Annotated in this window: 19 protein-coding genes; 12 read left to right on the top strand and 7 right to left on the bottom strand. The window is 71.2% G+C overall.

The features are described 5' to 3' along the window. The first annotated feature begins 6 nt into the window (after positions 1-6). The 5 genes from ACFQGU_RS07075 (at position 7) to ACFQGU_RS07055 (ending at position 4,470) form a co-directional block, all read left to right on the top strand. A complete protein-coding gene (locus ACFQGU_RS07075) occupies positions 7-1,068 on the top strand; it encodes a histone deacetylase family protein (protein WP_386765112.1) in 1,062 nt (353 codons plus the stop codon). Positions 1,069-1,093: 25 nt separating this feature from the next. Beyond that, on the top strand, positions 1,094-1,708 hold the full coding sequence (locus ACFQGU_RS07070) for a GNAT family N-acetyltransferase (protein ID WP_386765110.1): 615 nt from the start codon (positions 1,094-1,096) through the stop codon (positions 1,706-1,708). A gap of 76 nt (positions 1,709-1,784) precedes the next feature. Then, positions 1,785-2,630, top strand: a complete 846-nt coding sequence (locus tag ACFQGU_RS07065) for a potassium channel family protein (protein ID WP_386765107.1) — start codon at positions 1,785-1,787, stop codon at positions 2,628-2,630. 95 nt (positions 2,631-2,725) lie between these two features. Continuing rightward, positions 2,726-3,676 (top strand): ATP-binding cassette domain-containing protein, encoded by a 951-nt coding sequence (locus ACFQGU_RS07060; protein ID WP_386765105.1) that lies wholly within the window; start codon positions 2,726-2,728, stop codon positions 3,674-3,676. After that, positions 3,673-4,470, top strand: a complete 798-nt coding sequence (locus ACFQGU_RS07055) for an ABC transporter permease (RefSeq protein WP_386765103.1) — start codon at positions 3,673-3,675, stop codon at positions 4,468-4,470. Before ACFQGU_RS07060 ends, ACFQGU_RS07055 begins: the two co-directional genes overlap by 4 nt. Before the next feature lie 6 nt (positions 4,471-4,476). Here ACFQGU_RS07055 and ACFQGU_RS07050 read toward each other — a convergent pair whose 3' ends face one another. Beyond that, positions 4,477-5,235, bottom strand: a complete 759-nt coding sequence (locus ACFQGU_RS07050) for an SDR family NAD(P)-dependent oxidoreductase (protein ID WP_386765101.1) — start codon at positions 5,233-5,235, stop codon at positions 4,477-4,479. 213 nt (positions 5,236-5,448) lie between these two features. Between ACFQGU_RS07050 and ACFQGU_RS07045 the strand changes: the two genes are divergently transcribed. From ACFQGU_RS07045 to ACFQGU_RS07025, 5 genes are all read left to right on the top strand, one after another. Further along, entirely contained in the window at positions 5,449-9,156 is a 3,708-nt protein-coding gene (locus tag ACFQGU_RS07045) for a multifunctional oxoglutarate decarboxylase/oxoglutarate dehydrogenase thiamine pyrophosphate-binding subunit/dihydrolipoyllysine-residue succinyltransferase subunit (protein WP_386765099.1), read from the top strand. A 9-nt stretch (positions 9,157-9,165) separates the two neighbouring features. Next, complete coding sequence (locus ACFQGU_RS07040; protein WP_386765096.1) at positions 9,166-9,357, top strand: DUF6104 family protein; 192 nt, start codon at positions 9,166-9,168, stop codon at positions 9,355-9,357. A gap of 25 nt (positions 9,358-9,382) precedes the next feature. Continuing rightward, the gene (locus tag ACFQGU_RS07035; protein WP_386765094.1) at positions 9,383-11,128 is read left to right on the top strand and encodes a DNA polymerase; all 1,746 of its coding nucleotides are present in this window, start codon (positions 9,383-9,385) and stop codon (positions 11,126-11,128) included. A gap of 34 nt (positions 11,129-11,162) precedes the next feature. Further along, positions 11,163-11,750 (top strand): hypothetical protein, encoded by a 588-nt coding sequence (locus ACFQGU_RS07030; RefSeq protein ID WP_386765092.1) that lies wholly within the window; start codon positions 11,163-11,165, stop codon positions 11,748-11,750. A gap of 260 nt (positions 11,751-12,010) precedes the next feature. Continuing rightward, positions 12,011-13,696, top strand: coding sequence for an HNH endonuclease (locus ACFQGU_RS07025; RefSeq protein ID WP_386765090.1), 1,686 nt, complete (start codon positions 12,011-12,013; stop codon positions 13,694-13,696). A 141-nt stretch (positions 13,697-13,837) separates the two neighbouring features. Here ACFQGU_RS07025 and ACFQGU_RS07020 read toward each other — a convergent pair whose 3' ends face one another. Both ACFQGU_RS07020 and ACFQGU_RS07015 read right to left on the bottom strand, forming a co-directional pair. Beyond that, positions 13,838-14,203 (bottom strand): DsrE family protein, encoded by a 366-nt coding sequence (locus ACFQGU_RS07020; RefSeq protein WP_386765088.1) that lies wholly within the window; start codon positions 14,201-14,203, stop codon positions 13,838-13,840. A gap of 338 nt (positions 14,204-14,541) precedes the next feature. Beyond that, positions 14,542-16,284, bottom strand: a complete 1,743-nt coding sequence (locus tag ACFQGU_RS07015) for an IS110 family transposase (protein WP_386765086.1) — start codon at positions 16,282-16,284, stop codon at positions 14,542-14,544. A gap of 298 nt (positions 16,285-16,582) precedes the next feature. Here ACFQGU_RS07015 and ACFQGU_RS07010 point away from each other — a divergent pair, with 298 nt between their 5' ends. Together ACFQGU_RS07010 and ACFQGU_RS07005 are read left to right on the top strand one after the other, a co-directional pair. Further along, positions 16,583-17,158, top strand: coding sequence for a hypothetical protein (locus ACFQGU_RS07010; protein WP_386765084.1), 576 nt, complete (start codon positions 16,583-16,585; stop codon positions 17,156-17,158). A gap of 116 nt (positions 17,159-17,274) precedes the next feature. Further along, positions 17,275-17,811, top strand: a complete 537-nt coding sequence (locus ACFQGU_RS07005; RefSeq protein ID WP_386765082.1) for a DUF1697 domain-containing protein — start codon at positions 17,275-17,277, stop codon at positions 17,809-17,811. Positions 17,812-18,061: 250 nt separating this feature from the next. Here the strand turns inward: ACFQGU_RS07005 and ACFQGU_RS07000 are convergent, their stop codons facing one another. The 4 genes from ACFQGU_RS07000 to ACFQGU_RS06985 form a co-directional block, all read right to left on the bottom strand. Continuing rightward, the gene (locus tag ACFQGU_RS07000; protein ID WP_386765080.1) at positions 18,062-18,571 is read right to left on the bottom strand and encodes a hypothetical protein; all 510 of its coding nucleotides are present in this window, start codon (positions 18,569-18,571) and stop codon (positions 18,062-18,064) included. A gap of 176 nt (positions 18,572-18,747) precedes the next feature. Further along, positions 18,748-19,209, bottom strand: coding sequence for a GNAT family N-acetyltransferase (locus ACFQGU_RS06995; protein ID WP_386765078.1), 462 nt, complete (start codon positions 19,207-19,209; stop codon positions 18,748-18,750). Positions 19,210-19,269: 60 nt separating this feature from the next. After that, the gene (locus tag ACFQGU_RS06990; RefSeq protein ID WP_386765076.1) at positions 19,270-19,632 is read right to left on the bottom strand and encodes a HEAT repeat domain-containing protein; all 363 of its coding nucleotides are present in this window, start codon (positions 19,630-19,632) and stop codon (positions 19,270-19,272) included. Between the two features lie 175 nt (positions 19,633-19,807). Then, entirely contained in the window at positions 19,808-20,101 is a 294-nt protein-coding gene (locus ACFQGU_RS06985) for a hypothetical protein (RefSeq protein WP_386765074.1), read from the bottom strand. Between the last annotated feature and the right edge of the window lie 96 nt (positions 20,102-20,197).

Below are 20,197 nucleotides of genomic sequence, written 5' to 3'. Positions count from 1 at the left end.
GCCCACATGAACGCTCTGGTCGTGCGATCGGCCGACTGCCTGCTGCATGTCCCCACGGCCGAGATCTGGGTCGGCGTCCGTACGCCGGGCACCGAGCTGCCCGAGCGGGCCACACGGATCGAGGCCGAGCTCGTCGCCCGCGGGCACGAGGTGCGCGACGCCGCGGCCCACGACGACGACGTGCTGCTGCGCGTCCACGACCCGCGCCTCGTCGAGCACCTCCGCACCGTCTACGACCGCTGGGTCGCCGCGGGGTTCCCCGAAGAGCCCGGCCAGGACCGCGTGGTGCCCTACCTCATGCCGACAGCGGGGATGCTCGACGGCCTGCCCGAGCGCGAGCCCACGGCCGTCCACGCCGCGGCCGGCCGCTGGTGCTACGACACGATGACGCTCGTCGGACCCGGCACCTGGACCGCCGCCCGTGCCGCGGTCGACGTCACGCTGACGGCGGTCGACGCGGTGGTCGGCGGCACCCCGCTCGCGTACGCCCTGGTCCGCCCTCCCGGCCATCACGTCACGCGGTCGGCGTACGGCGGGTCCTGCTACCTCAACAACGCGGGGATCGCCGCCCAGGCGCTGCGCGACGCGGGGCACGAGCGCGTCGCCGTCGTCGACCTCGACGCCCACCACGGCAACGGAACCCAGGCGCTCTTCTACGACCGGGCCGACGTGCTCTACGCGTCGCTGCACGTCGATCCCGGTGCGGGGTGGTTCCCGCACTACGCCGGGTTCGCCGACGAGACCGGCCGCGGCGACGGCGTCGGTGCGAACCTGAACATCCCCCTGGCGCCGGGCACGGCCGACGCCGCGTGGCTCGACGCCGTGTCGCGCCTCGTGGAGAAGGTCGAGGCGTCGGGCGCGACCGCCCTCGTCGTGAGCCTCGGCGTCGACTCCGCAGCGGCCGACCCCGAGTCCCCTCTCGACGTCAGCGTCGAGGCGCACCGCGCGGCCGGCGACCGGCTCGCAACGCTCGGGCTGCCGACGCTCGCGGTCCAGGAGGGCGGCTACCACCTCGAGTCGATCGGCGAGCTGGTCGCCGCGACGTTGGCGGGGCTCGGGAACCGCTGAGCCCGGCGTACGGCATCCTGGCTGCATGAGCGAGGGCCAGATAAGCGTCGACCCGCTGGGCGAGGTCGACCCCGAGCGCCCCGACATCTACATGCGGGTGACGCTGAAGAGCGGCCTGCACCTCGTCATCCGGCCCCTGCACCCCCACGACCGGGAGGCGCTCGCCGACGGCTTCGTCGGGCTCTCGGACCGCAGCAAGTACCTGCGATTCCTGACCGGGAAGGGCGTGCTCTCCTCCCGCGGCCTCGACAAGCTCGTGGACCAGGTCGACCAGCACGACCACGTCGCGCTCGCGCTCTGGTGGACCCGCCACTCGCAGGCCGACGTCCTGCTCGGAGACGCCCGGTTCATCCGCCTCCCGGCCGACCCGGAGTGCGCCGACGTCGCCGTCACCATCGCCGACGACATCCAGGGCCAGGGCGCCGGCACCCTGATGATGCTGGCCCTGGCACGACGCGCCCACGACGAGGGCATCCGCCGCTTCTCGGCCGTCATCTCGCCCGAGAACGAGGCCTCGCACCGCATGATGCTGGCGGCCGGCACCGTGATCCGCGACGAGTACGCCGACGGCCTCCGCGAGGTCGAGGTCGAGCTCGGCGAGCCCGTGCGGATACCCGACGGCGTACCGCCCCGCTACTGACCTCCCGCACCTCGCCCTGCCGGAGATCCATACTCCCTACCGGGACGACCGCGCGGGCGGTCGCGAGGAGGCACCGATGAGCACCCAGCCCGAGGGCATCGCCACGACCGAGGCGCAGCGCGGCACCGAGCCCGTGCCGATGATCGACAACACGGGCTACGAGATCTTCGTCGCCGCGCTGTCGATCCTGTCGATCATCAACCTGGTCCTGATCTTCATGGTCGAGGACCAGGCGCTCGAGTACGTGCTGCAGTCGATGAACCTGCTGCTCTCGCTCGTCCTGTTCTTCGACTTCCTCTACCGGATGCGCAAGGCGCCGGTGAAGGGCCACTACTTCTGGCGCGAGTTCGGCTGGGCCGACCTCGGAGCCTCGCTGCCGCTGCCCCAGCTGAAGGTCCTGCGCGTCTTCCGCCTGATCAAGGTGTGGCGCCTCGCGAAGGTCTACGGCACCAAGCGCCTTCTGACGGCCCTCGTGAAGGAGCGTGCGGAGACCGCGCTGTTCCTCCTGCTGCTCATCGCCGTGCTCGTGCTGGAGTTCGGCAGCCTCGCGATGCTGCGGATCGAGCAACCGGTGGAGGGCGCCAACATCACGTCCGCGTCCGACGCCCTCTGGTACGTCCTCGTCACCATCTCGACCGTCGGCTACGGCGACCAGTTCCCCGTGACGAACCTCGGTCGGGTGCTCGGGGTCGGCATCATCGTGCTCGGGGTCGGCATCTTCGGCACGCTCACCGGCTTCCTCGCCAACGCGTTCATCGCGCCGAGGAAGTCTGCGGACGACGTCGCGGCCGAGGAGAGCGCCGCTGCGGCCGAGGAGGACCGCCGGGCCGAGCTGCACGACAAGGTCGACGATCTGCACCGCATGCTCGCCGAGCAGCAGCAGACCATCGCGCGCCTGGAGACCCTGCTCACGCAGCGATGACCACCCGTCGCTCAGGGTCGACCCCGGGACGGCTCAGGGCTGCGTCGAGGGCATAACCGGTGGTCGGCGGCTCCTGCACGCGGCAGGGTGGAGGCATGACGCAGACCAGCACCAGCGGCACCCCCGCGGGCACGGTCGTCGGAGCGCCCATCGAGGTCACGAGCCTCACCAAGCACTTCGGCGGCGTGCACGCCGTCCAGGACCTCAGCTTCACCGTCACCCCCGGCCGGGTCACCGGCTTCCTCGGGCCCAACGGCGCGGGCAAGACCACCACCCTGCGATGCCTGCTCGGCCTCGTCGAGCCGACATCGGGCAGCGCCACCATCGGCGGGAAGCGCTACCACGACCTGCACGCCCCGATGCGCGTCGTCGGGTCGGCGCTCGAGGCCACCGGCTTCCACCCCGGTCGCACCGCCACCAACCACCTCCGCGTGCTCGCCCGCTCCGGCGGCCTCGACGAGGCGCGGGTGCCCGTCGTGCTCGAGTCGGTCGGCCTGGCCGACGCCGCCGGCCGCGCCGTCGGGGGCTTCAGCCTCGGCATGCGTCAGCGGCTCCAGCTGGCCGCCGCGCTGCTCGGCGACCCCGGAGTGCTCGTCCTCGACGAGCCCGCGAACGGACTCGACCCCGAGGGCATCGCCTGGCTGCGCTCGTTCCTGCGCTACCTCGCGGGCCAGGGCCGCACGGTCATCGTGTCGAGCCACGTGCTGTCCGAGGTCGAGCAGACCGTCGACGACGTCGTGATCATCGCCAACGGCCGCCTCGTCCGGGCCTGCCCCCTCACCGAGCTCACCACCGGGCGGGCGCACGTCGTCGTCCGCACCCCGAGCACCGACCAGCTCGTGGCTGCGCTGGCGTCCGCGGCGCCGGCCTCGACGGTCCACCGCACCGACGAGGAGGTGCTCGTCGACGGCCTCGAGTCGGCAGACGTCGGCCGCATCGCCTTCGGCGCCGGCATCGAGCTGCACGAGCTGCGACCCGGCGTCGACGACCTCGAGCAGGTCTTCCTCGCGCTCACCAGCGCACCCACGGACGGAGCCACCTCATGACCGCCACGCTCACCGCCCCTGCCCAGGCGTCGACCCCCCGTCAGCGCCTCGTCTCGGCGGAGATCCTCAAGGTCACGAGCACGAAGATGTGGCTCGCGATGCTGATCGGCGTCGTGCTCTACATCGGCATCGGCGTCATCGCCAGCATCTTCGCGCCCACCCAGCCGGGCGTGGACGTGCCCACGCTCGAGACCGAGCCGGGGATGCGGAACCTGTTCGCCCAGGCGGGCGGCGCCTACGTGTTCGCGATCGTGCTCGGCGCGCTCGGCATGACCCAGGAGCTGCGGCACCAGACGCTCACCTCGACCTTCCTCGCCGAGCCGAGGCGCAACAAGGTGATGATCGCGAAGATGGCGGCGTACGGCGTCATCGGGGCGATCTACGGCGCGGTCGGCGTCGCCTTCGGCTACCTCCTGGCGTTCGCCCTGCTGCCGCTGAAGGACCACGCGGCGGTCCCCGCCGACGCGCTCTGGCAGATCGCTGGTGGCGCGATCCTCGGGTGCGCGCTCTTCGCCGTCGTCGGCGTCGCCCTCGGCACGCTGATCCGCAACCAGATCGCCGCGATCCTCGGCATCCTCGTGTGGGTGCTGCTGATCGAGCAGCTCGTCGTGGTGTTCCTCCCGGCGGTGGGCAAGTGGCTGCCGGGCGGCGCGCTCTTCGGCGTCCTGCAGACCACGGGGTTCAGCGGCACCGAGTACCTCCCGGTGTGGGCCGCATCCCTGGTGCTCATCGGGTACGCCGTGGTGTTCGGCGCGCTCGCCGCACTCACCACCCAGCGTCGCGACGTCACCTGACGCCGCTCACCAGGGGACGACCTCCCGGTCCTCCCACAGCACGCCCGTCTCGACCCCGTCGAGCAGGGGGCGCGCCGCGAGCCACACGGCCGTGGCCGCCCCCTGCTCCGCGCTACGGGGCGCGTCCGGGCCGCCCATGTCGGTGCGGCAGTGGGCAGGGCACACGGCGTCGACCAGCACGCCGCGGCGTCCGCCTCCGAGCTCGGCCGCAAGGTTCTTGGTGTAGCCGTTCACCGCGGCCTTGCTGACGCGGTACGCCGCGAGCCCGCCCGCTGTGCCCGGCCCGGACATCCGGCCGAGGCACGCGCTCACCGTCACGATGCGCCCGTCGCGCCGGGCGGCCATGCCGGGCGCGAAGGCCTGCACCACGTGGTGGACCCCGTCGAGATTGACCCCCATGACCCGCCGCCACTCCTCCGGGGTCGTCCGCAGTGTCTTGGCCGTGCGCTCGCTCATGACTCCCGCCGCGAGCACGAGGACGTCGACGTCGGCCAGCGGCCCGAGCGAGTCGTGCAGGGCGGCGACCGAGGCCGGGTCGGCCACGTCGCAGCCGCGGCCGACGGCGTCGAGCCCCTGGGCCACCAGCGCCGCCGCGGCGGCCTCGGCGCGGCCGGCGTCCTGGCCGACGAGCACCACCGTGGCGCCGAGCCTGGCCATGCCGTGGGCGGCCGCGAGGCCGATCCCGCGGGAGCCGCCGGTCACGAGGGCGACCCTGCCCTCGAGGGCGTCGGGTGCGACGTCGTCCAGCACGTGGTCGGGGTCCATGCTCCCCACTCTGAGGTCGGACGCCATCACGCGCACCCCGGGCGAGAGCGCCCCGAGAGGGTGCGCCCGCCGCTCGGCGCGGCGTACGTGCCGTACGGCGGAACCCGCGTGGTCCGTGCGAGGACGAGGGGTGCGAACGGCGTACGCTGGCCGCATGAACACGACCCGGTAACACCGGGCCGTCCGTGTCTTAACAGTGTCTTCTCACAAGGGATGTCGATGTCGACGTCGGAACCGTCGGACCAGAGCGCCCGGCTCGCTGCATTCGGTCCGAACGAGTGGCTGGTTGACGAGATCTACCAGCAGTACCTGACCGACCCGAAGAGCGTCGACCCCGCGTGGTGGGACTTCTTCGCCGACTACGTGCCCACCGAGCACGCAGGCGCCGACCTCGTGGCCGCGTCGGCGGCCGTCCGGGCCGCGGCCCGCGCCGAGGCCGAGGCGGCCGAGGTCGCCCTCGACGTCGAGGTGGCCGCGCACGACGCGCCGCAGCCGATGAAGCCCGAGGCGGAGGTGGCCCCGAAGCCCACCGCTCCTCCGGCCGCTCCGGCCGCGGTGCCCGTGCCCGCAGCCCCCCAGGTCGCGGTCGCCAGCGTCGAGCCCACGGTGCTCAAGGGCCCGGCGGCCCGCGTCGTCACCAACATGGAGTCGAGCCTCACGGTCCCGACCGCCACGTCGGTGCGTGCGATCCCGGTGAAGCTGCTCGTCGACAACCGCATCGTGATCAACAACCACCTCGCCCGCGGGCGCGGCGGCAAGGTGTCGTTCACGCACCTCATCGGCTGGGCCGTCGTGCAGGGCCTCAAGGCCATGCCCGAGATGAACTACGGCTTCACCGAGGTCGACGGCAAGCCGGCCGTCGTGAAGAACCAGCAGATCAACCTCGGCCTCGCGATCGACCTCGCCAAGCCCGACGGCACGCGCCAGCTGCTGGTCCCCAGCATCAAGGGCGCCGACCAGATGGACTTCGCGACGTTCTGGTCGAGCTACGAGGAGATGGTGCGCAAGGCCCGCGGCAACAAGCTGGTCGTCGACGACTTCGTCGGCACCACCGCGAGCCTCACCAACCCCGGCGGCATCGGCACCGTGCACTCCGTGCCGCGCCTCATGTCGGGCCAGGGCCTCATCGTCGGCGTCGGCGCGATGGACTACCCCGCCGAGTGGCAGGGTGCCGCGATCGAGACGATCGCGCGCCACGCGATCAGCAAGGTCACGACACTGACCTCGACGTACGACCACCGGATCATCCAGGGCGCGCAGTCGGGCGAGTTCCTGCGCTACATCCACGGCCTGCTGCTCGGCGACAACGGCTTCTACGACGACATCTTCCGCGCGCTGCACATCCCCTACGAGCCGATCCGCTGGGCCGCCGACATCGCGACCGCGCACGACGACGACCTCGACAAGACCTCCCGCGTGCACGAGATGATCCACGCGTTCCGCGTGCGCGGCCACCTCATGGCCGACACCGACCCGCTCGAGTACAAGCAGCGCCACCACTCCGACCTCGACGTCGCGAGCCACGGCCTCACCCTCTGGGACCTCGACCGCGAGTTCGCCACCGGCGGCTTCGGCGGCAAGCCGTTCAAGAAGCTGCGCGACATCCTCGGCGTCCTGCGCGACGCCTACTGCCGCACGATCGGCATCGAGTACATGCACATGCAGGATCCGGAGCAGCGCTCCTGGATCCAGGAGCGGGTCGAGCGCCGCTACGACAAGCCCGAGCGCGACGAGCAGCTGCGGATCCTGCGCAAGCTCAACGCCGCCGAGGCGTTCGAGACGTTCCTGCAGACCAAGTACGTCGGCCAGAAGCGGTTCTCGCTCGAGGGCGCCGAGTCGGTCATCCCGCTCATGGACGCCGTCATCACCGCAGCTGCCGAGGCGGGCCTCGACGAGGCCTGCGTCGGCATGCCGCACCGCGGCCGCCTGAACGTGCTCGCCAACATCGCCGGCAAGTCGTACGACCAGATCTTCCGCGAGTTCGAGGGCGACTTCGAGGTCGAGGGCTCGGTGCAGGGCTCCGGTGACGTGAAGTACCACCTCGGCACGAGCGGCACCTTCACGACCGAGTCGGGGGCCACCATCCCCGTCTACCTCGCGGCCAACCCCTCGCACCTCGAGGCCGTGAACCCGGTGCTCGAGGGCATCGTCCGCGCCAAGCAGGACATGCTCCCCCGCGGCAAGGTCTTCTCGGTGCTGCCCGTGCTGCTGCACGGCGACGCCGCGTTCGCCGGCCAGGGCGTGGTGACCGAGACCCTCAACCTGTCGCAGCTGCGCGGCTACCGCACCGGCGGCACGATCCACATCGTCGTCAACAACCAGGTCGGCTTCACCACCGCACCGGAGTCGTCGCGCTCGTCGGTCTACTCGACCGACGTCGCGCGCATGGTGCAGGCGCCGATCTTCCACGTGAACGGCGACGACCCCGAGGCCGTCGTCCGGGTGGCCCGACTGGCGTTCGAGTTCCGCCAGCGGTTCAACAAGGACGTCGTCATCGACATGGTCTGCTACCGCCGGCGCGGCCACAACGAGGCCGACGACCCGTCGCTGACGCAGCCGCTGATGTACAACCTCATCGACGCCAAGCGCTCGACCCGCAAGCTCTACACCGAGGCGCTCATCGGGCGCGGCGACATCTCGGTCGAGGAGGCCGAGCAGGCGCTGCGCGACTACCAGGAGCAGCTCGAGCGGGTCTTCACCGAGACGCGCGACGCCCTGGCGCACCCGACCGAGAAGCATCACCCGGAGCCGCCGCCGTTCCCGGCCGTGGTCACCACCGCGATCAGCGACGACACGGTCAAGCGGATCGTCGACAGCCAGCTGAACATGCCCGACGGCTTCACCGTCCACCCCCGTCTGGCGCCGCAGCTGCAGCGCCGCGCGCAGATGGTGCAGGACGCCACGATCGACTGGGCGATGGGCGAGACGCTCGCGTTCGGGTCGCTGCTGCTCGAGGGGCGCACCGTGCGCCTCGCGGGCCAGGACTCCCGCCGCGGCACGTTCGGCCAGCGCCACGCCGTCATCGTCGACCGCGTGACGGGTGCCGAGCACACGCCGCTCGCCAAGCTGAGCGACGACCAGGGCTTCTACTTCGTCTACGACTCGCTGCTGTCGGAGTACGCCGCGATGGGCTTCGAGTACGGCTACTCGGTCGCCCGCCCCGACGCCCTCGTGCTGTGGGAGGCGCAGTTCGGCGACTTCGCCGACGGCGCGCAGACGATCATCGACGAGTTCATCACCTCGGGCGAGCAGAAGTGGGGCCAGACCTCCGGCGTCACGCTGCTGCTGCCGCACGGCTACGAGGGCCAGGGGCCCGACCACTCCTCGGCGCGCATCGAGCGCTACCTGCAGATGTGCGCGCAGGACAACATGACCGTGGCCATGCCCTCGACGCCGGCCTCGTACTTCCACCTGCTGCGCTGGCAGGCCATCGCGCCCCACCACAAGCCGCTCGTGGTCCTCACCCCGAAATCGATGCTGCGCCTCAAGGCCGCGGGCTCGGCCAAGGAGGACTTCACCTCCGGCACCTTCCGCCCGGTCATCGGCGACGACGCCGTCGACCCGACCGGCGTGCGCCGCGTGCTCATCTGCACGGGCAAGGTCACGTACGACCTGCTGGCCGAGCGCGAGAAGTCCGGTCGCACCGACGTCGCGATCGTGCGGCTCGAGCGCCTCGCCCCTCTACCGGTCGAGGAGCTGACGGCGGCGATCGCGGCCTTCCCGCCCGACGCCGAGCTGGTGTTCGTGCAGGAGGAGCCCTCCAACCAGGGCGCCTGGCCGTTCGTCGTGCTCAACCTCCCCACGCTCGACGGCCGCGCGCTGCGCCGGGTCTCGCGCCCGGCCGCCGCCACCACCGCCGTGGGCACCCACAAGGTGCACGAGCGCGAGCAGGCCGAGCTCGTCGCCGCCGCCTTCGCGTAGGAGGTCACCGTGTACTTCACCGACCGCGGTATCGAGGAGCTCGAGAAGCGTCGAGGCGAGGAGGAGGTCAGCGTCGCCTGGCTCGCCGAGCGGCTGCGGACCTTCGTCGACCTGCACCCGGAGTTCGAGATCCCCGTCGAGCGCCTCGCCGTCTACCTCGCCCGCCTCGACGACGACGACGAAGACCTCGACCTCGACTGACCCGGGCGACCCGTAGGGTCGCGGGGTGACCTCGACCGCACCCCCCTTCGCCGAGGAGCTCGCGGCGTCCGGGGTCGAAAGCGGTACGCCGCTGGCCCTCGCGATCGCGCCCGGGCGGGGCCTGGCCGTCGCGCACGCTGGCGGCACGCACGCTCTGGCCACCGCAGACACGGTCGCCGCGGTGACCGAGCTCGAGGCGGCGCTGGCGCCGCGCTGGGTGTGGTGGTCCGCCCGCGGTACGGCGTTCCCGCTCGTCGAGGCCGGCCTGCGCCCCCGCGCCTGCTGGGACCTCGGCGCCGTCGGCCGCCTGCTGCACGGCCTCGGCCGCGACGACGCCGGGGCGGTCTGGGCCGCCCAGGCGGGCCTGGACTCCCCCGACCTCGCCGAGGGCGGCCTCACGCTGCTCGACCTGCACGGCGAGAGCGACGACGCCGTCCGCGACGACGGCCACCTCAGCCGCGAGTGGCTGCGCGGGTCGTGGGCCGAGAGCCTCCGCGGCACGCGACGCTGGGCCGAGCTGGCGCTCGACCTGCAGCAGCGGCAGGAGGCCGCGGTCCGTGCTCTGCCCGACCGTCGCGCCGCCGCCGGTCCGACACCGCTGGCGTACCTCGTCGCGCTCAGCGAGAGCATGGCGGCGCTGCTGTGCATCGAGCTCGAGGTCGACGGCCTGCCGGTCGACCGCGCGGTGCTCGAGGAGATGCTCGTCCGCACGATCGGCCCGAGGCCGCGCACGGAGGCCGAGGAGATCGCGGCCCGGCGCGAGCGCGACCAGCCCGTCTGGAGCGCATTCCCCGGCGAGCCGGTCGACCTGCGCAACCCAGCTTCCGTTCGAGACCTGTTGGCGCGCAACGGGATCGACGTGCCCGACACCCGCTCGTGGCGCCTCGAGCCGTACGCCGAATCCTCGCCCGGCGTCGCGGCGCTCCTGCACTGGCGCAAGGCTGAGCGCATCGCGACGACGTACGGCTGGCGCTGGGTCGAGAACGACATCGGCGACGACGACCGGCTGCGCGGCGTCTGGGGTGCGGCCGAGGGCGCCGGCCGGATGACGGCGTCGGCAGGCCTGCACAACCTGCCCGCGGAGCTGCGCCCAGCAGTTCGCCCACGGCCGGGACGCACCCTGGTGCGCGCCGACCTCGGGCAGGTCGAGCCGCGCGTGCTCGCCGCCGTCTCGCACGACCGCGCGCTCGCCGGCGCCGCCCGCGAGGACGATATGTACTCCCCGGTGGCCGCAGCGCTGAAGAGCGACCGCCCGACGGCGAAGGTCGCCGTGCTCGCGGCCATGTACGGCCAGACCTCGGGCCCTGCCGGTGCGGCGCTCAAGGACATGGACCGCGCCTACCCCACTGCCATGGCGTTCCTGCGCGAGGCCGAGGACGCCGGACGGCGCGGCGTCGACCTACGGACGTACGGCGGTCGGCTGCTGCGGCTGTCGAGCCTCGCGGAGGCCCTCGCCGACGCAGGCCCCGACTCGAACGTCGCCCACTCCTACGGCCGGTTCGCGCGCAACGCCGTCGTTCAGGGCGCGGCGGCCGAGCTGTTCAAGGCCTGGGCCGCCACCGTGCGGGCCGGGCTCGCCGACCTCGACGCGCGGATCGTGCTGTGCCTGCACGACGAGCTGCTCGTCGAGACGCCGCACGAGCACGCCGAGGCCGTCGTCGAGGTGATCGGCAGGTCGCTGGACCGGACCGCGGCGTGGTGGAGCGCGGGCAGCGGCGTCCGTTTCGTGACCGACACGACGATCGCGGCGAGTTGGGCCGAGGCGAAGTGAGCCGTCCCGGGGAAGTCATGGCAGCATGACGCGGGTGGGGCAGGACAGCCGCGCGCAGGTGGGGGGCCCTGCGGCGCTACTCGAGGTGCGCATCAACGCGCGGGTGCAGCCCGTGCACCGTGGCGACCGCTACGAGGACCCGCTCGCGTTCCTCCTCGAGCGCGACTTCCCCGGCAGCGCCGTCACCGGTGGCGGCACGCTGGTGTCCGGCGACGGAGAGCCGCTGTCGTGCGCGATCGACGCCGACGTCGTGGGTGACCGCACCGCCATCGCGGACGCCGTCGTCGAGCTGCTCGAGGCCCAGGGCGCGCCCCGCGGCTCCAGCCTCGCCATCGACCACGACGACGCCCGGTTCTTCGGGTCCACCGACGGCCTCGCGCTCTACCTCGACGGCACCGGCCTCCCTCCCGAGGTGTACGCCGCGCACGACATCAACGAGCTCCTCGACCGCATCCACATCGCTCTGGGAGAGACCGGCGCGCTGCAGTCGTACTGGGAAGGCCCTGCCGACACCGCGCTGTACATGTACGGGCCGTCGGTCGCCGCCATGGGCGAGGCGCTCGCGGACCTCCTTGCCACGCACCCGCTCACGGTGGGGCACCGGCTCCTAGCCCTCTCCTGACCCAGCACTGACGGCATCCTGCCCCCGGAACTGTCGCGTCACGACCGATCTGTCGTGACGTCACGACGGATCCGGGGGCAGATCGGTCCGTCGTCCGCGGCTCGCTCGTGCTCGTCCACCCGGCAGCTCCCCAATCACACGTCATGTGCTTCCGAGCCTCGCTCGGATCCGGCTGTGTTCGCTTGCGGCTGAACACTTTCCGGCGATTCCTCGCTCCAGGGTATGAGTCACTGTCGTATGTGTGTTCTATTCTGTGATCCATGTCCAGCAGCCGCGGCTCGAGCACCTCGGAGACCGTCGTGTCCGCGGTGGACGCGCTGCTGGCCGGGCTGGTGCAGGGCCTGGAGCGGTTCGTCGTCGAGGGCCTGGAGGCCGACTACGCGCGGCCCGCCGCGTGGTCGCCGGTGCTCGGGTCGCTGCAGCTGGACGTGGACGTGCCCGGCCACCGCCGCCCGGCCCGGACTGTCGGCGAGCCTGAGCCTGCCCCGGTGCGTGAGCCGGACGAGCGCGCAGTGCGGCTCGCCCAGCGGCGAGCCGCGCGCGCCGCCGCGCTGCGCGAGCAAGTGGAGGCCCGGTTCGTGCCCGGCACCGACTCCTCCCGCATGTGGGCCCTGGCCCTGGGCCTGGTCGACGCTCAGGACCTGAACTCCCCCGTCGCCGCCCCCGACCTGCTCGAGGACCTCACCCGCCTCGATCGCGACGTCGACCGCGCCCACGGCCGCCGCTACGCAGCCCTCGCCGCCATCGCCGGGATCCCCGACCCGCGAGGGGCGGTGTCGTCGGAGAACGACCGGCAGATCGCCCACGAGGTCGCGATCGCCGTCGGGATGTCCATCGACGCCGCCGCCCACCACATCTCCACGGCGCGGTCCCTGTTCGGGGAGCTCGCGCCCTTCGGCCACGCCCTCCTCGAGGGTGAGGTGTCCGACTGGCATTGCCGGACGTTGATCAGCGAGTGCCTGAACATCACCGACCCCGACACCCTCGAGGTGATCGGCCGCCTGGCCCTGCCCGCAGCCCGCACGATGGTCGTCGCGGACTTCCGCACCCACCTGCAGGCCCTGATCACCGAGCTCGACCCCGACGCCGTCCGCCGCCACCAGAAGGCCCACGACGACCGCGGCCTCTACATCCGCCGCGGCAAGGACGGCATGTCCTTCCTCGGCCTCACCCACGACACCCCCGTCATCGACGCCATCTACGACACCCTGCGCCGCGACGGCGACGCCATCGCCGACCAGCGCCACCGCGACAACGACACCGCCGCCGCCGCCGCAGCAGCCGAGAGCGACCGCGCCACAGAGCCGGTGTGGTCCGACGCCGACCTGCGCGCCGACGCCGCCCGCGCCGACGCCCTCATGGCCCGCATCCTCGGCACCGTCACCCCCGACGGGGAGGTGACGTTCGACCGCGCCGCCGCCACGATCATCACCACCGACGTCGTCATCGATGCCGACACCCTGCAGGGGCTGCAGGACCGGGTCGCCCTCATCAACGGCCAACCCGCCCCCGCCGGCATCGCCCGCGACCACGCCGCCTGGGCCACGTTCCTGCGCCGCGTGGTCACCGACCCCGTCGACGGCTGGGTCAAGGACCACGGCACCACCGTCCGCGTCCCACCCGCCCTGCGCCGGCACTGCATCGCCCGCGACGGCGGCTGCCGATCACCCGGCTGCACCCGCAAAGCCCAGCGCTACCTGCAGATCGACCACGCCGAAGAAGCACCCCACGGCCCCACCACCGCCGGCAACTGCGGCGCCCTCTGCACCGAATGCCACCAACGCAAGACCGCCGGCCTCCTGGACATCACCGACTCCAGACCCGACGGCACCGCCACCTTCAACACCGCCCTCGGACAGACGGTCCGCATCCCCGCACGCCCCAACCTCCCCCGCCCGCACACCGTGCACGCCCTCGCCGTCGAGATCGACCAGCCCCCGTTCTAGACAGAACACGGGGCCGGCCGACCTAGCCGATCAAGGCATCGTGCGGCGGCTCGGCGCGGGCCAGCCCTGCCCGATCAAATACGAGCGCGAACGGCACATCTCCGCGCCGCTATGCGGCACGCTCTCGGCACCGCGGAGCAGTCAGTAGCTGAAAGTCGTGGCCCCGTCGTCGCCGATCCAGTTCCACATGGGGATGGTCCCGTTGAGCTCCGCGCCGTCGATCAGTGTCGCGGCGTCGATCTTGCGCGAGTCGACGCAGATCGGACAGACGAAGTAGCGACCGCCAGCAGCGTGGTAGCGCTCCACGAGCGACTCAAGGGAAGGGCAGCCGTCGCAGCCGATGCCGGTCGCCACCCCAGGAAGGGCAAGGCGCACGGCCTCCTGCGTGAGGAACACGAGGGTGTCGCGCCCCGTCTCGGCAGCGCCGACCGCGACGAGAAACGCCACTGTCACCTTCTCGATGTCTTCGAGTCCCGTGGTGAGACTTACGACGGCCTTCTGGGCCATGGCTCCTCCATGCTGATCATGTGGTGGGTCGGCGAGGATTGACTCGCTCGAGGCAGAGGACCTCGAAGGTGAGGCTAAGGCGCATCCGGTCAGCTGGCGCCGCCCTTGTCCAAGTCGCTCGTGGCTTCACATCGTGAGACAGACGGCGTTGACCGGTTACGGGCAAGCGATGGCTCCGGTTCGCTCTTCGAGAAGCGAGTCAGAACGGCACTTCTGCGTGCCCCCGAGGCACGCCCCCCTCAATCACCTCCGCTGCGCAGCCGGTCGCCAACGGACTGGACCAGAGCGCGCGGCGTGCGGGGTCGCCAGTCGGTAACGTCGCGGACCGGCGCGGGCGGCTACGGCACGGCGTATGACGTCCGGACGCGGGGGCGATGATCGATCCGCATGTATACGGCGATGCCGCCCGCGGTGAGCGCCGCCCACGCGCACCACAGCGACGCGAAGCCGGAGAGTTCAAACCAGGCAAGGAACGCGACGGCCAGCAGGTTCAGCAGCCCGAACGCCATGAGGTAGGGCCGCCCCGAGAACAGCACCGATCCGCAAGTGACGACGACGTAGACGACTGCGAGCGCACCCCCGGCGGTCGTGCCCGTGCCGTAAGCGAGGTGCCAGCCCTCGACTGCGGCCGTCACCGGACCGCGCAGCATGCCGGCGAGCAGGCCGGCCGCGACGACGGCGCCCATGGCGACGAATGCCCAGATGACCTGGCGTCGCCAGCCTGGCGGCTCCATCGTGAGGATCGAGACGGGCACGTAGACGGGTAGCACGACGAACGCGATGAACAGGTAGGCCCACACAGCTGCCGTCCCGACCTCAGGGGTCACCACTCCCTGCAGGCCCCACCACGCGAATGCCTCTATCACCTGGTGCGCGGCGAGGAGTAGCGGCAGCGCCGCGAGCGCGACGTGGTCACGCCGCTCGTGCACGTGGCGCAGCGCATCGACGCCGAGCACGACGAGAACAGCGCCGCCGACCAGATCCGCCTGGGGCGAGAAGCACACCGCGGCCACGATACGGCGGCGCCAGCGCAGTGTCGCCCGCAGTCTGGAGCGGGTCGGCAGAGCATTCGTGCACCCGGCTCTAGGCGGCAAGGCTCGCCGGCAGCCGCCAGGCCGCAACGTGCGCAAACGAAGCCTCTGTGTGTCAAGCGACGCGACGATCTTGCGTTCGTAGTAGTCCTTACCCGGGCCGGGGTGGCGCATCTGGGTGATCGCGACGCCGTGCAGTGCCGAGTTCAGCTGCCGGTTCCCGCGCCGGGACAGGCGGTGGCGTTCGACCGTTCCTGAGGATGCCTCGATGGGTGCGGTGCCGGCGTAGGAGGCGTAGTGCCCGCGGGTCGGGAAGCGGGCCGGGTTGCCGCTGTGACCGATGATCCGGGCTGCGGTGATCGGCCCGATGCCCTGGATCTCGGTCAGGGTAGTGCCACTGTCATGAACGGCCTCGGCGATCCTGGTCGCGTTAGCGGCGAGCTTGGCGTCCAGGCGCCGCAGGTCTCCGAGCAGGTCGCGTGCGAGCTCCTTGCGGATCACGTCGACCTCGCTCACGGGTCGGATCCGGCGCAGGATCGCCGCTGCCTGCTCGGCTGAGAGCGACTGGGGTGCACCGCCTTCCACGAGTTCGGCGAGCAGTCCGTGCAGTCGCGTGACGGCCTGGGTGCGGGCGGCGGTCAGCTGCGCGCGGCGGTCGGACAACAACCGCAGGCTCCTGCTGAAGTCCTCAGCAGCCACGATCGTGTGGTTGGGTTGGCGTAGGGCAGCGACCGCGACAGCGCGGGCGTCGTGCGCGTCGGTCTTGCGACCAGACCGGCCCGACAGCACCCTGACCCGGGTCGAGAGCGAGGGCGGCACATCCACCACTCGCTCGCCCCGAGCCACCAGTTGCTGGGCGAGCATCCGGCCCACGCCCTGCGCGCCCTCGACCGCCCAGACCCGTTCCGGCCACGCGGCCGCGAACACCAGCAGTCGTTCGACCTGGCGCCGGCTCGCCGCGATACGCACTGAGGCGATCACGCTCTCGTCGCCACCGATCGCCACTGCCGTGTGGGATCCCTTGTGAGGATCGACTCCGATCACCTGCATCTGCCCGCTACAACCACTCGAGGGAAAGGAACGCGGCAGACAGTCCCGGTGCGGGGTGGCCAAGCCTCTGTTGAGTCATGCCGCGGTCGACGCCGCCGAGCGACAGTTCGTTAGCAGGCCAGCAACGGCAGGCACTTCGCGAGTCAGCCCGGCGACATCAGGACGCTACGACCGAACCAGCCCCAACGCCCAGACCCGAGTGCACCACCGGGCACTTCTGCGCTCCGCCGACCATTGCCCTGCCATGTTGTGCGCGGGATCATCGCGGAGAGCGAGCATCGTTTGGTACGAGGTGCGCATGGTCACGGACTCGGTGAGGTCGCTGGCGCTGTGGACCGCCCTCGTTGGCATAGTCGCTCTCGCCGCCCTCGTCTTGATGTCCGTGGGTCTCGGCTTCCTCGGACCGGTCAACGACGTGCTCGGAGCGGCCACCGGCGTCCTGGCGATGCTGCTGGCCTTCGCGGCGCGCGACCTGCTGCCCGACGGCATCGTGCCGCGCTGGCTCGCACTTACCGCCGCTGTCCTGGGCGCGATTCTGATCGTCATCGGCTCGGTCCTCGTCCTGACCGGACGCACCGACTGGTATCTCGCCGGACTGTGGTCCGCCCTGGGGTGGGGCGTCCTCGGCGTGTGGTTCCTCATTCTCGCGCTGACGATTCTCGGCAGCACGAGCTGGCCGGTGTGGCTGCGCTGGCTTGGCGTCATCGCCGGCGTACTGCTCGTGGTGGGCCTCGCGGTGCTGCCGGGCATCCTCTCCGGCATCGACGACTGGGGTTCGGCGGGCGCCGGCCTCGTCGCGCCTCAGGTCCTGGCGTACATCGGGTCGATGCTGCTGCTGATCTGGTGCATCGGTGTGGGCCGTTCCAGCACCTGACCACACGAGCGATAGTGCCGGTTCTCTCTTCGCCTGTCTGCCGTTGTGTCACAACGAATCACAGCATCGTGGGAGGCACGAGCGCCGGTGGTCGCCTCCGAGGCTAGGGTCAGGGCATGCCGACCTGGGTGGCCCTGCTGCGTGCGGTCAACCTCGGCAGCCATAACAAGGTGAGCATGCCGGCGCTGCGGACCGCGCTGGCCGAGGCGGGCTACGCCGACGTCCGCACGTACATGCAGAGCGGCAACGTCATCCTCTCCTCGCCCGTCCGGACGCCGGGGAAGGTGGCGAGCGGCGTCGGCGACGTGCTGCGCGCGTCGTTCGGCATCGACACCCCGGTGCTGGTGCGCACGCCGAGGCAGCTGCGCGCGGTGGCGGAGTGGTCGCCCTTCGCCGAGCAGGCGGCCGAGCGGCCGGCGTCGGTGCACGTGCTGCACCTCGACACCGCCCCCGACGCGACGGCGCTCGCCACGCTGCTGAGCACCGACTGGGGCGCCGACCTCGTCGCCGCGCGCGAGCTCGAGATCGTCATCGCGTACGGCGAGACGATGCACGACAGCCGGCTGCAGCACGGCGCCATCCTCAAGCGACTGGCCACCACGGGCACCGCGCGCAACTGGCGCACGCTGCTCGCCCTCGTCGACCTCTGCTGACCCGTCGCCGGTGCGCGGACGGCGGCGCACGCCACCGCCGCTCGGAAGAGCGCGTGTCGCGCCGGGGTTGGAACGGGGCCCCGCCCCCGGTGGGACGCGATGTCTAGTGCCGGTTCCTTCTCCGCCTGTCTGCCGTTGTGTCACAACGAATCACAGCGGAGCGGGTGACGGGAATCGAGCCCGCACTGTCAGAACGGCACTTCGGCTCGGTTCGCCATCCGGTCGCTCGAGGGATCTTCGGCTGGAAGCCCTAGCCGACTATCGAGCGGCCGCTGAGACGCGCGAGGACGAGACCTCCGAGGAGGAGCACCAGCCCCATCGAGCCCACGGCGACGATCAGTGGCACTGACACGCGACGGGTCTCTGCGGCGGCGAACTCGCCGGTCTCACCGACCGTCCCGCAGGACACTTGGTAGGGAACTCCCCCAGCGGTGGCGAACGAGTAGGTGGTCTCCAGACCGCTCGCCTGGGAGTAGCGCTCGACCGGGCCGAGTTCGACGTCCGCACCGGCTGACGTGGCCACCTGACACGCGGGCGGTGCCTCCAGGCCCGTGGGCGTGTACACCGCGACCGAGGAGCTCCGCTCCGTGGTGACGGTCAGCCGCTCCCCGTACGCCACCGGCGACAGATCACGTGGACCCTGCATGAGGAGGAAGCCCAGGAGCGCGGATCCGACGAGGGCCAGAGCACCGAGCACTGCGATGACCAGGCCCCCACGGCCCCACCGCCTCGTGCTGGACGGCTCCGGAATCTCAGTCATGGCGGCCTCCCCTCGGTGGAGGTTCCCGTGCAACTCCACGCTAGACGCAACCTCGCCCGGTGGCCTGGCCAACGGAGTGGTCCGGCGGCGCGACAGCCTGGCCTCGCCACCGCCACCTAGTGTCGGATCCTTGCTCCGAGATCCGAGTCAGAACGGCACAGAGGTCGGGAGCGTCATCACTGCCCGAGGACCCGATTCAGGAGTCGGTCGACGTGCTCAAACCCTGATCGTTCGTAGAAGGTGACCGCGCGGCTTCCTGAGTAGACCTCGATCCGCTCGCATCCTGCGTCGCGTGCCAGGTCGAGTAGTCGTCGAACGATCTTCGATCCAACCCCGTGGTTCCTGTGTGCGGGTGTTACGTACATCGACTGAATGTCGCCATGATGGCGATCCAGCGAGCCGGGGCTGGGGACGCGGTCGACCAGGACAAGGAATCCCATGCCCACGACGTGGGAACCGTCTACGGCCACGACTGCGCGGCATCTGCCCTGCCGCGCCGAGCACCATTGAGCAAAGCCGAGACGGTAGGCGTCGAAGTCATGCTCGTCAGCCGGTTGGCGCTCCGTGTGGCACTCCCAGCGAAGCCGCGCGAGGGCAGGGAGATCTTCGGCTGTGGCTTCGCGGATCTCGATCAACATGCGGGACAGCCTGCCGGTACCGAACCGAGAACTGGAGTCAGAACGGCCGCTTCGGTGCGGTCAGGTGCCGTCTGCAACAACCTGCATCAGGTATCGGTGCGACTGCTGTCTCACCCTCGCCACGGGATCGCTCTGCAGCGGCGCGGCCACCTCGACCACGTCCTCCACCCGGTTGCGTGCGGCGACCTTCAAGGCCATCTCCCGGACTCTCCACGCCGGATCAGTCAGAGCGACCCGAAGCTCGGGGATCGCGACGGGCGACCACACCCACAGCAACCCGCGCAGACCCCACACCCTGAGCCAGTAGTCATCCACGTGGGGCTGACCGTCGAGGAACGTGCGGGCGGGAGGGCCACCGAGAACGAGAACCAGCGCCGCATCCCCGTCCTCGCCCCGGACCAAGGCCCGACAGCCCTCGATCACCGCATCGCTCCCACGCCGAGCGGCCTCCCGCTCGACGCTCTGGCGAGGCGTCAGGCCCCACCGGGACGCTGTTGTCACCCCTCCAGCGTCGCACCGGGTGCTCGTCCTCGGGCAAGTCGACGATGCCCAATGCCGAGCTTCTCAGGACGAAGCGAGCGCGATCGGCACGTCTGCGCTATCTCACGCGCTCGGGCAGGCGGGAGAGTTGGACCGACACGTCCCAATCGACGGGGCGCTCGTTGGGGTCGAACCATTCGACGCCGCCTGCCAGCCACTTGGCTCGCCACTGCTTCGCACCCTCGATCGCGAAGTCTCCGTAACCGAACTCCACGCCGCAGCACGGGCAGAAGTTGTAGGTCGGGCTGTCGCCATCCGGACCCCACGGAAGAACGTCATCGAACCCGTCGTAGTCGAACCCGCAGACAAGGCACAGGGTGGGTACGTCGGGTCGATCAGCGCGAGTCGGCACGGTCTGATCCTGCCCCACAGCGCGATGCCGATTGCCGGTTACTTCTCGCGGTGTGATCTGTGTCCGGACATGCCACGGGGACCGCGCCCTGTCGGG

The sequence above is a fragment of the Longivirga aurantiaca genome (assembly GCF_042660085.1).
Lineage (GTDB): Bacteria > Actinomycetota > Actinomycetes > S36-B12 > CAIYMF01 > Longivirga > Longivirga aurantiaca.
The sequence above is the reverse complement of the archived record's forward strand: the minus strand, read 5'-3'. Positions and strand labels throughout refer to the sequence as shown.